Source organism: Solwaraspora sp. WMMD1047 (assembly GCF_029626155.1).
Classification (GTDB): Bacteria; Actinomycetota; Actinomycetes; order Mycobacteriales; family Micromonosporaceae; genus WMMD1047.
In genome coordinates, this window is the sequence record NZ_JARUBL010000001.1 from 2,397,213 (window position 1) to 2,408,238 (window position 11,026).

At 75.1% G+C, this 11,026-nt stretch carries 10 protein-coding genes; 7 read left to right on the forward strand and 3 right to left on the reverse strand.

Annotated features, from left to right (window positions below):
• Positions 1 to 66 precede the first annotated feature (66 nt).
• Positions 67 to 1,068, forward strand: a complete 1,002-nt coding sequence (gene galE / locus O7627_RS11075; RefSeq protein ID WP_278093408.1) for a UDP-glucose 4-epimerase GalE — start codon at positions 67 to 69, stop codon at positions 1,066 to 1,068.
• A 4-nt stretch (positions 1,069 to 1,072) separates the two neighbouring features.
• Here the strand turns inward: galE and O7627_RS11080 are convergent, their stop codons facing one another.
• On the reverse strand, positions 1,073 to 2,392 hold the full coding sequence (locus tag O7627_RS11080) for a ribonuclease D (RefSeq protein WP_278093409.1): 1,320 nt from the start codon (positions 2,390 to 2,392) through the stop codon (positions 1,073 to 1,075).
• 233 nt (positions 2,393 to 2,625) lie between these two features.
• Between O7627_RS11080 and O7627_RS11085 the strand changes: the two genes are divergently transcribed.
• Complete coding sequence (locus O7627_RS11085) at positions 2,626 to 3,990, forward strand: trypsin-like peptidase domain-containing protein (RefSeq protein WP_278093410.1); 1,365 nt, start codon at positions 2,626 to 2,628, stop codon at positions 3,988 to 3,990.
• A 201-nt stretch (positions 3,991 to 4,191) separates the two neighbouring features.
• On the opposite strand, the gene O7627_RS11090 is transcribed toward O7627_RS11085, so the two are convergent.
• On the reverse strand, positions 4,192 to 4,560 hold the full coding sequence (locus tag O7627_RS11090) for a hypothetical protein (protein WP_278093411.1): 369 nt from the start codon (positions 4,558 to 4,560) through the stop codon (positions 4,192 to 4,194).
• On the opposite strand from O7627_RS11090, the gene O7627_RS11095 reads away from it, so the two are divergent.
• The gene (locus O7627_RS11095; RefSeq protein ID WP_278093412.1) at positions 4,541 to 4,918 is read left to right on the forward strand and encodes a hypothetical protein; all 378 of its coding nucleotides are present in this window, start codon (positions 4,541 to 4,543) and stop codon (positions 4,916 to 4,918) included. The genes O7627_RS11090 and O7627_RS11095 overlap by 20 nt on opposite strands.
• A gap of 198 nt (positions 4,919 to 5,116) precedes the next feature.
• Here O7627_RS11095 and O7627_RS11100 read toward each other — a convergent pair whose 3' ends face one another.
• On the reverse strand, positions 5,117 to 5,689 hold the full coding sequence (locus tag O7627_RS11100) for a DUF3000 domain-containing protein (RefSeq protein ID WP_278093413.1): 573 nt from the start codon (positions 5,687 to 5,689) through the stop codon (positions 5,117 to 5,119).
• Positions 5,690 to 5,887: 198 nt separating this feature from the next.
• On the opposite strand from O7627_RS11100, the gene hemE reads away from it, so the two are divergent.
• The 4 genes from hemE (at position 5,888) to O7627_RS11120 (ending at position 11,009) form a co-directional block, all read left to right on the forward strand.
• Positions 5,888 to 6,970: a uroporphyrinogen decarboxylase gene (gene hemE, locus O7627_RS11105; RefSeq protein ID WP_278093414.1), complete on the forward strand. Its 1,083-nt coding sequence runs from the start codon at positions 5,888 to 5,890 to the stop codon at positions 6,968 to 6,970.
• A gap of 18 nt (positions 6,971 to 6,988) precedes the next feature.
• Positions 6,989 to 8,596, forward strand: a complete 1,608-nt coding sequence (locus tag O7627_RS11110; protein WP_278093415.1) for an FAD-dependent oxidoreductase — start codon at positions 6,989 to 6,991, stop codon at positions 8,594 to 8,596.
• A complete protein-coding gene (gene hemQ / locus O7627_RS11115; RefSeq protein ID WP_278093416.1) occupies positions 8,593 to 9,297 on the forward strand; it encodes a hydrogen peroxide-dependent heme synthase in 705 nt (234 codons plus the stop codon). The genes O7627_RS11110 and hemQ overlap by 4 nt, the downstream gene beginning before the upstream one ends.
• A 149-nt stretch (positions 9,298 to 9,446) precedes the next feature.
• Positions 9,447 to 11,009, forward strand: coding sequence for a hypothetical protein (locus O7627_RS11120; protein WP_278093417.1), 1,563 nt, complete (start codon positions 9,447 to 9,449; stop codon positions 11,007 to 11,009).
• Positions 11,010 to 11,026: the final 17 nt, after the last annotated feature.

Here is an 11,026-nt window from a genome sequence, read left to right on the forward strand (position 1 = left end):
CTTGACCCCGACAACGGCAACCGGCCGGCAGCGGCAACGGCAACGGCAACGGCGTGGAGGTAGGGCGTGAAGGTTCTGGTCGCGGGTGGCGCGGGCTTCATCGGGAGCACGATCGCCTCCGCCTGCCTGGACGACGGACTCGAACCGGTGGTGCTGGACAACCTCTGCACCGGCCGGGCGGAGTTCGCCCGGGACCGGATCTTCTACCGGGGCGACATCGCCGACGGGCCGCTCGTCGACCGGATCTTCGCCGAGCACCCCGAGATCGGGGCGGTGGTGCACGCCGCCGCGCTGATCGTGGTGCCCGAGTCGGTGGCCGAGCCGCTGCGCTACTACCGGGAGAACGTGGCCAAGTCGATCGACTTCATCGACCACGTGGTCCGCAACGGCTGCCAGCGCTATCTCTTCAGCTCCTCGGCGGCGATCTACCGGCCCGGCGACGACTTCTCCGTCGACGAGAACTCCCCGATCGAGCCGGCCAGCCCGTACGCCCGCACCAAGGCGATGATGGAGGAGATCCTCGCCGACTGCGCCGCCGCCACGCCGCTGCGGGCGCTGTCGCTGCGCTATTTCAACCCGGTCGGCGCCGACCCGCAGATGCGTACCGGGCTGCAGATCCGCCGCCCCACCCACGTGCTCGGCAAGCTGATCACCGCCGCCGAGAACGGCGAGGAGTTCCTGCTCACCGGCGTCGACTGGCCGACCCGCGACGGGTCCGGCATCCGCGACTACATCCACGTCTGGGACCTGGCCCAGGCGCACGTCCGGGCGCTGCGCCGCTTCGACGAGGTGCTGCCGCCCGACGGCGACCGTTCCTACCAGGCGATCAACCTGGGCACCGGGGAGGGCACCACGGTCCGGGAGTTCGTCGACGCGTTCCGGCGGGTCGCCGACCGGCCCCTGCGGGTCCGCGAGACCGCCGCCCGACCCGGCGACAACGCCGGCTCCTTCACCCGCAGCGCCCGCTCCCGCGAACTGCTCGACTGGAAGCCGGAGCTGACCGTCGAGGAGGGCATCCGGCACTCGCTGCGCTGGTCGGAACTGCGCGACTCCGTCCTCACCGACTGAGAGGTCAGGCGGGCTCACGGAGGGCGACGGTCAGCTCCTCGCCGATCAGGCCCACCTGCCAGGCCCGGGCGCCGTAGCCGCGCAGCGTCTCGGCCACGGTGTCCGCGGTGATCTCCTCCGGCGGGACCCAGGCGATCCGGCGTACCGAATCCGGGGTTATCAGGTTCTCCGGCGGCAGCGTGTTGGCCGCCGCGAGCCGGGTCACCACCTCCCGGCAGCGGGCCAGCCGGGCCGCCGCCACCGGGTCCCGCTCCGCCCACCGGTGCGGTGGGGGAGGACCGTCGATGGTCGGCGCCACCGGCAGCTCGTCGTCGGGTAGGTGCCGCGCCTCGGCGAGCGCGTCCAGCCAGGTCCGGGCCAGCCGGCGCACCGACCGGCCGCCGAAGCCGGGCAGCGTCAGCAGGGTCCGCTCGTCCTTCGGGTCCAGCTCGGCGGCGGCGATGATCGCCGCGTCCGGCAGTACCCGGCCCGGGGCCGAGTCCCGGCGGGCCGCGATCTGGTCGCGGGCGTACCACATCGAGCGGACCCGGGCCTGCGCCCGCGCCCCCCGGATGCGGTGGATGCCGGAGGTACGCCGCCACGGGTCGGGCCGCTGCCGGGGCTGCTGGGTGCCCCATGCCACCAGCGCGGCGAACTCCTCGGCCGCCCACTTCTCCTTACCCTGTCGGACCAGCTCGGCCGCGAGCGCGTCGCGCAGATCGGTGAGCATCTCGACGTCCAGCGCGGCGTAGGTGAGCCACGACTCGGGCAGCGGGCGGCTGGACCAGTCGGCCGCCGAGTGGTGCTTCTCCAGCGTGTAGCCGAGCAGCTGCTCGGTCAGCGCGGCCAGTCCGACCCGTTCGAACCCGGCCAGCCGGGCGGCGAGCTCGGTGTCGAAGAGCCGGCGCGGGTGTAGCCCGAGGTCGGCCAGGCAGGCCAGGTCCTGGCTGGCGGCGTGCAGCACCCACTCGGCGTCGGCGATCGCCTCGTCCAGGGTGCGCAGGTCACCCAGCGGCAGCGGGTCGACCAGGGCCGTACCGGCGCCCTCGCGACGCAGCTGGACCAGGTACGCGCGCTGGCTGTAGCGGTAGCCGGAGGCCCGTTCGGCGTCCACGGCCACCGGTCCGGAGCCGGCCGCGAAGCGGGCGACGACCTCGGCCAGGCCGTCCGGCGTCTCCACCGGCGCGGGAGTCCCGTCGCGGGGCGCGATGAGCGGTACCGGCCCGTCGGTCATCGGGTCGGGCCCCACGGTCTCGGGTACCGGCGCGGACGCCGGCAGGCTGTGCGGCTCGTCCCCTGCCCGACGTTGCGCGGCCCGACGGTGCAGGGGTGGTTCGTCGGTCACCTGACAACCCTAGTCTTCCCATGCATCCGCCGTGTGCAGCCGGGGTCGGCGCGTCGGACACCGGGCGTCCGACCGGGGCCGGCTGCCCGAAGGGATGAGGTGGTATCGGGTGGGACAATCGATGGCCCGGCCGGTACGGTGCCACCTGCCACGGGGCCCGCGTGGTCGCCAGGGGTCGACCCGGGTTGCCGGCCCGTGCGACTGTGGCAGAAGCATTTAGGGGAGGGCGTCTGATGACACCTGGGTACAACCCGACCAGCGGGCAGCCGGTCGGCTCCACCGACGACGAGGCGACCCATCGGCAGCCGACGGTGCCGAACGGGCCGCTGCCGCCACGGATCCAGCCGCCCTGGGGCCAGAGCGGCCAGTCGCCGGCGCCGCCGTACCCGGGCACCGCGCCGGCCCAGCCCGCTCATGCGCAGCCCGCTCACGCCCAGCCGGCCCACGCCCAGCCGGTTCCCGCGCAGCCGGCCCACGCGCAGCCGGTTCCCGCGCAGCCGGCCCACGCGCAGCCAGTTCATGCGCAGCCGGGCTCCGCGCAGCCGGGTCAGTCGGCTCCGCCGCAGCCGGGCGTCCCCGGGCGGCACGGGCAACCCTCCCATCCGGGACAGTCCGCGCCGCCCGCCTATCCGGGTCAGCCCAGTCAGACTGGTCAGCCCGGTCAGCCCGGTCAGCCGGTGGTCCCGCCGCCGGGGTCGCCGTACGCGCGGCCCCCGGCCGCCTACTCACCGGCGCCGACGTCCGCGTCGCCGTTCGACCCGCAGTCGGCTCCGCCCGCGTTCGGCGGACTGATGGCCCCGGGCCAGGATCAGCCCCGGCGGCCGAGTTGGCCGGGGATCACCGCGCTGGCGCTGGTCGTCCTCCTGCTCGGCGTGGTCGGCTTCCAGGCGTACCAGATAAACCGGCTCTCCGACCGGCTCGGCGACGCCGACCTGCGGCTGGCCGAGGCGCAGGCGTCCGACGACGGTCGGCTCGACGAGCTGGAGGGCCGTGCCGGGGTGCTGGAGGAGCAGGCCGGCAACGTCTTCAACCCGGAGGCGATCTCCAGCGCGGTGCTGCCCAGCGTGTTCCGGGTCCGGGCCGGCAGCTTCACCGGAACCGCCTTCGCGGTCGGTGAACCGGCCGCCGACGGGGGCACCAACCTGTTCACCAACTACCACGTCGTCGAATCGGTCTGGGACAGCGGCGGACGGCAGGTCTTCCTGGAGCGGACCGACCAGCGGTTCCCGGCCACTATCGTCAAGGTCGACAAGGGCAATGACGTGGCCCAGCTTCGTACCGACAACAAGTTCGACGGCCTCTCCACTGCCGCCGCCGAGGTGAAGTCCGGGCAGCAGATCATCGTGGTGGGCGCGCCGCTCGGGCTGGCCGACACGGTGACCACCGGTGTGGTCAGCACCGCCGCCCGCAAACTGGAGGACGGATCCGGCACCCGGATCCAGTTCGACGCCCCGATCAACCCGGGCAACTCCGGCGGACCGGTGATCAACGGCTCGAAGCAGGTCGTCGGGATCGCCACTGCGAAGGCGCGGGACGCCGAGGGCATCGGCCTCGCCGTCCCCATCAAGACCGCCTGCGACGAATTCAAGATCTGCTGACCGGGCCACCCCGTCAGCGCCGGTTCCGCGGACACGTGCCGCCGCCGGTCCCCGTCTCCCTGGAGGAACTGCAATGTCCTACCCCCCGACCGGTCCCGGCGGCGAGTCCGGCAACCAGCCGGGCGGCGGCGACCCGGGCTACTCGCTGCCCCCCGGCCAGCCCGGGCAACAGCCCTACCCGGGTCCGCCGGCCGGGTCGCCCTATCCGCCGCCGCCGACCGCTCCCCAGCCGGCGTCGCCGTACCAGGTGAACCCGCAGCACCAGCCGCCGTCGTCCGCGCCGCCGTACCAGCCGCCGTCCTCGGCGCCGCCGTACCAGCCGCCGTCGTCCGCGCCGCCGCACCAGGCGCCGCCCACGGTGCCGTTCCAGTCCGTGCCGCCCTCCTCGGTGCCGCCGTACCAGGCGGCGCCCCAGCAGGGCACGCCGATGTCCGGCCCGCCGTACGGGCAGCTGTCCGGGCCGCCGATGTCCGGGCCGCCCGGTCCGGGCGGGCCGTACCCGGGCGGCGGGCTGCCGCAGCCGGCCGGTGCCGGGCCGAAGCGCAGCCCGATGGTGCTGGTGCTCGCCATCGTGGCGGGCCTGCTGCTCCTGGTGAGCGGCCTGATGACCGGGCTGTTCGTCACCAAGTCGAACGAGGCGAGCACCCAGACCAACCTGGTCGCCGAGCGGGACAGCACGATCGACGCCAACCAGCAGGAGATCGAGCGGCTCAAGCGGGATCTGGAGCAGGCCAACCAGAAGGTCCAGCAGACCGAGCAGGACCTGGCCGGCACCAAGACCGACCGGGACGAGCAGGAGCGGCAGAAGCAGGTCATCGGGCAGTGCCTGGAGTCGCTGGCCGCGGTCGGCCAGGCGCAGGGCGCCGCCCGGGACCGGGCACTGGCGGCGGCCGAACGGGTCTGCTCCGAGGCGGAGGACTACCTCTGACCACCGACCGGTGAGCATCCGACCGAGGTGAACCAGCCGATGGAACCGGTTGTCGCGCAGCTCGCGGCGGCCGGTTCCATCGGTTCATCCGGCGACCGGCGCCCCGGGTCGGTTGTTCTCCGGGTCGGGCTGTCAGGCGGCGCCGGTCGGGCTGTCAGGCGGCGCCGGTCGGGCTGTCAGGCGGCGCCGGTCGGGCTGTCAGGCGGCGCCGGCGGGCCGGGAGGCGGGCAGGGCGGTGACCCCCGGCGGCGGCAGGCCGGCGGTGGAGGCGAGCAGCGTGCACCAGGCCAGCAGATGCGCCTCCAGGTCGTCGCCGAGCGGAGTCCAGGACGCCCGGATCTCGATGTCACCGGCGGCCGGCGGGCCGGCCAGGTCACCGAACCGGGTGGACATGGTCTGGGTCACGGTGCCGCCGAGGGCCCGGTGCGGCGCGGCCAAGGCGTCGAGCGCGTCGGTGAGCCAGGTCCAGCCGACGGTGGGCAGCAGCGGGTCCGCCGCGAGGTCGACCTCCATCTCCGCGGTCACGTAGGTGACCAGCCGCAGCGTGCCCTCCCACGCCTCGTGCCCGGCCGGGTCGTGCAGCAGGATGAGCCGCCCGGTGGCCACCTCGTCGCCGGCGCGCAGCACGGTGCCGCTCAGCGCGAACGCGTACGGGGCGAGTCGCTGCGGCGAGCCCACCTCCTCAAGGAGGATCTCCTCGCGGGGCGCCGCCGAACGCAGACCGGCGACCGCGCGGGCGAAGGTCTCCGGGAGCACGGTCGGGGGTGCCATGTTCGCAGCCTAAGCCGATTCCGGGTCGGATGCCGGTGCGCCGCGCCGGGGTCCGGACCCCCTACGGCCGTTCGGATACCCGGGAGTAGCCCGACGGGCCAGGTGCCGACCCCGGGACACCGGGGACGGATCGCGGCGCACGCCACAAACCGGGTGGCGGGCACCGGCCGACGGGCAGGCCGTGGCACGATGGCGGCGATGAGCACCGCTACCACGGGCAGCCCGGCCCGAGACGGAGAACCCGTGACGGGTGGGCCGGCCGACTCCCCGTTCGTCCGCGCCTGCTGGCGACGGCCGGTCCCGCACACCCCGGTCTGGTTCATGCGCCAGGCCGGCCGGTCGCTGCCGGAGTACCGGGAGATCCGGGCCGAGGTCGGGATGCTCGACTCCTGCCGCAGCCCGGAGCTGGTCACCGAGATCACCCTGCAGCCGGTCCGCCGGCACGGGGTGGACGCGGCGATCCTGTTCAGCGACATCGTGGTGCCGCTGACGGCGGCCGGGGTGGACCTGGACATCGTGCCCGGCACCGGTCCGGTGGTGGCCGAGCCGGTGCGTACCCTCGGCGAGGTCGACCGGATCCGCCCGATCACCGCGGCCGACGTATCCTATGTGGACGAAGCGGTCCGGATGCTCGTCGCCGAGCTGGGCCAGACCCCGCTGATCGGCTTCGCCGGGGCGCCCTTCACGCTCGCCAGCTACCTGGTCGAGGGCGGCCCGTCCCGCACCCACTCGCGGACCAAGGCCCTGATGTACGGCGCGCCGCAGGTCTGGCACGCGCTCTGCGCCCGGCTGGCCGAGATCACCCTGGAGTTCCTGCTGGTGCAGGTCCGGGCCGGCGTCTCCGCGGTGCAGCTCTTCGACTCCTGGGCCGGCGCCCTCTCCGAGGCCGACTACCGGCGGTTCGTGATGCCGCACTCGTCGGTGGTGCTCGCCGGGCTCGCCGACACCGGCGTGCCCCGGATCCACTTCGGGGTCGGCACCGCCGAACTGCTGGCCGCGATGGGCGAGGCCGGCGCCGACGTGGTCGGCGTCGACTGGCGTACGCCGCTGGACGCGGCCACCGTGCGGATCGGCCCGGACCGGGCGGTGCAGGGCAACCTCGACCCGTGCCTGCTCTTCGCACCGTGGCCGGTGATCGAGACCGAGGTACGCCGGATCCTCACCCAGGGCCAGGTCGCCCCCGGCCACGTCTTCAACCTCGGCCACGGCGTGCTGCCGGAGACCGACCCCGACGTGCTCACCCGGGTGGCCGCCCTGGTGCACGAGGCGTCCGCCCGCTGAGCCGGCCAACCGCCTGACATGAGCACCTCCGCCGGACCCACGCCGGACCCGGTCCGACCCGGCACCGTCCGCGCCGGTGCAGGCCACCCCGGCGCTGGCCGCGCCGGCGCTGGCCGCTTCGGTCCGCGGATCGCCGTCGTCGGCGGCGGGGTGACCGGGCTGGCCGCCGCGCTGCGGCTGCGGGACCGGGCCCCGGCCGGCAGCGAGATCACCGTGTACGAGCAGTCCGCCGCGCTCGGCGGCAAGCTGAGCACCGGCGAGCTGGCCGGGTCGGCGGTCGAGTTCGGCGCCGAGGCGTTCCTGGTCCGCGACCCGACCGGCGCGGACTCCGCCGCCGTCGCGCTGGCCCGCCGGCTCGGGCTCGGCGGCGACCTGGTCCACCCGGTCGTCGGGCGGGCCGCGATCGTGGTGGGCGGTGAACTCCGGCCGATCCCGGCCGGGACGCTTGTCGGCGTACCCGGGGATCTGGCCGCGGTGGCGGCGGTGGCCCGGCCGGCCGCGGACGCCGACCGGGACGGCGGCCGGCCGCTGCTCGGCCCGGACGAGGACGTCGCGGTCGGGGCGCTGGTGCGCGACCGGCTCGGCGACGAGGTGGCCGACCGGCTGGTCGACCCGATGCTGGGCGGGGTGTACGCCGGCCGGGCCGACGACCTGTCGCTGGCCGCGACGATGCCGGCGCTGGCCCGGACGGCCCGGACCGAGCCGACCCTGACCGGGGCGGTACGCGCCGCGCTGGCGGCGGCCCCCCGCACCGCCGGCGCCCCGGTCTTCGCCACCGTCTCCGGCGGGCTGGGCCGCCTGGTGACCGCCATCGAGAAAGCTCTTACCGACCCGGCGGGCGCACCGGCTCCGGCCACTGGCGACCTGGCCGGTCCGGCCGATGGGGACCCGACCGATCCGGTCGATGGCGGACCGCAGCCGCCCGGCGGTCCGGTGCGGATCCGGCTCGGTGCGGCGGTGCGCGAGCTGAGCCCGACCCCCACCGGATGGCGCCTGGTGGTCGGACCGACCCGGGGGGCCGAGCTGGTCGAGGCCGACGCGGTGCTGCTCGCCCTGCCGGCCCGGCCGGCGGCCCGGCTGCTCGCCGGCCTCGACACCCCGGCGGCCGGCCTGGTCGGCGCCCTCGACTACGCCAGCGTGGCGCTGGTCACCCTGCTGCTGCCGCCGGACGCGGCCGGGCGGCTGCCGGCGCTCTCCGGGTTCCTGGTGCCGGCCGCCGAGCGCACCCTGATCAAGGCGGCCACCTTCTTCACCACCAAGTGGGGCGCCCGCCCGGACGGCCGGGTGCTGCTGCGCGCCTCGATCGGCCGGTACGGCGAGGAGCAGCTGCTGCACCGACCGGACGAGGAGCTGGCCGCCACCGCGCACCGCGAACTGGCCGGCCTGCTCGGCGGCCTGCCGGCACCGCAGGCCAGCCAGGTCCGCCGCTGGGGCGGGGCACTGCCGCAGTACCGTCCCGGCCACCTCGGCCGGGTGGCGACCGCCCGGGACCGGCTGCGCGCCACCCACCCGACGATCGCGCTGGCCGGCGCCGGCTACGACGGGGTCGGCATCCCGGCCTGCGTCCGGTCCGGGGAGGCCGCCGCGGAGGAGATCATCACGTCCCTGGGAGGATGGACGGCATGAGTGCGGACCAGACCAACGCCGCCCGGCTGCGCGAGTTGAACGCCAGCATCCGCTACACGATGTGGTCGGTGTTCCGGGCCACCGGGCCGTTGCCCGCCCAGCGCGACGAGATCGCGGCCGAGGTCGAGACGCTCTTCGGCGAGCTAGCCGGCAAGGACGTCGTGGTCCGGGGCAGCTACGACCTGGCCGGGCTGCGCGCCGACGCCGACCTCATGCTCTGGTGGCACGCGCCGTCCAGCGACGCGCTGCAGGAGGCGTACGCGCTGCTGCGCCGCACCGCGCTCGGGCGGCACCTGGCGCCGGTCTGGTCGCAGCTCGCCCTGCACCGGCCGGCCGAGTTCAACAAGAGCCACGTGCCGGCGTTCCTGGCCGGCGAGGCGGCCCGCGCCTACGTCAGCGTCTACCCGTTCGTCCGCTCCTACGAGTGGTATCTGCTGCCCGATGAGGAACGCCGCGAGATGCTCGCCGAACACGGCCGGATGGCGCGCGGCTACCCGGACGTGCGGGCGAACACCGTCGCCTCGTTCTCGCTCGGCGACTACGAGTGGATCCTCGCCTTCGAGGCCGATGAGCTGCACCGGATCGTCGACCTGATGCGGGACCTGCGGGCCTCGCGGGCCCGCCGGCACGTCCGCGAGGAGATCCCGTTCTACACCGGCCGCCGCCGGTCGATGGCCGAGTTGGTCGCCGCCCTGCCGTAACGGACGTCGGCCCGTTCCGACCCGCCATCGCTGGCGCCGGCCCCGCCTCGCCCGGCACCGGCCCGGATAGCTGCCGGTCAACGCGGGAGCGGGTGTGTCGTCTCGCTAGGATCCGCACTGAGGGAAGGCGGGGTGTGGGGATGCAGCCGGTGGTTCCATATCAGCTGATCGAGGTGCTGGGCTCCTGTCAGGTCGGCAGTGTCTGGTCCGCTGTCGACCCGGAGGGCACCCAGCTGACCGTGGCGGTGCTGGACGCGGTGGTCGCCGCCGACGAGCGCTGGCGGGCCGCGTTCACCGCGACCGCCAACGCCCTGGCCCAGCCGGAGGCGGGCGGCCCCCGTTATCTCTGGGCCGATTTCTCGGCACCGGCGCCGTGGGTGGCGTACCCGGTGGACGGGACGGCGGGCGCCGAGCAGATGTTCCTCGCGCTCGGGATGGACTACCAGCCGGTGCCGCCGGACACCGCCGCGGCCGGTCAGCCGGCCGAGCGGCCGTTGGACGCGCTGCCGGCCGACGGGTCCCCGTTGGACGACACCCAGCGGATCGACGCGGCCGAGCCGGTCGAGCCGGCTGCCGACGCGGCGGACCAGCCGTCAGCGGGCCACCCCGACCAGATCGGCCGGCAGCCCGCGCCGGGGCAGCCCGCCGAGCCGGCACCGCCGCAGGTCGCTCCACACTCGCCCCCGGCCGCCCCACAGCCGCCGGTGGCGCCGCAGTCCCCGGTGGCGCCGCAGTCGCCAGGTGGTCCCTGGTCGGAGCCGGAGCAGCCGGTGGGCTACACCCCGTCGGTGTACGTGCCGGCGCAGCAGATCCCCGGGCAGCGGCAACCGGTCTCCGGACCGCCGTTCGGGGTGTCGGCGCCACCCAACCAGGTCTCCTCGCCGCCGCACCAGATCTCCTCGCCCCCGCACCAGGTCTCGGCCACTCCGCATTCGACGGTCTCCCCGGTCTCGCCGGTCGGTTACACCGCGTACGACCCGCTCACCGCGCCCGGCCGGCGGATCGAGCCGACCGAGCCGGCCCGGCCGCGCCGGACCGGCCTGTGGATCGGGATCGCCGCGCTCGTGCTGGTGCTGCTCGTCGGCGGCGGGACGTTCCTCGCGCTCTCCGGTTCGGACGGCGAGGACCCACCCGTCACGGCGCCGACCGCGAGCAGCGTTCCGTCGGTGGCGATGCCGACCGCCTCGCCGCTGGCGCCCGGCATCGAGCCGCCGCGGGAGGGGGAGTGGCCGGCCCAGTGGCCGCGATTCAGCAGCTCGGACGGCATCCAGACCCTCACCGGACTGGACGGTCTGGGCTTCACGGTGAAGGTGCCGAAGGGCTGGCAGTGCGACCCGGGCGGCCGGGCCGAAGGGTACGCCAAGTACAACTGCGGCGCGACGGCGGACGCTGGCGCAAAGATCGGCGGGGAGATCGTGGTGCGCACCTGCCCCGAGCCGTGCGCCGGGGACCAGCAGCGCGCCATGCGCCGGGCCGAGGAGGCGTGGGGGCTGCAGTGGGTCTCGACCGGACCGCTCGCCGCGTACGCCGAAAGCAGCTCGTTGCAGGTCGACGGTGAGCAGCGCTACGGCCTGGTGGTGGTGGCGTACTGGCGCAGCGGCCCGGACGGGGAGATCGACCGGCAGCTGGTGTTCCGGATGACGGCACCGGTGGACGGCGCCAACCAGCTGCGCCGGGTCGCCAACTACCTGCGGGACACCATCATCTTCTGACCCGGCCCCCGACCGCG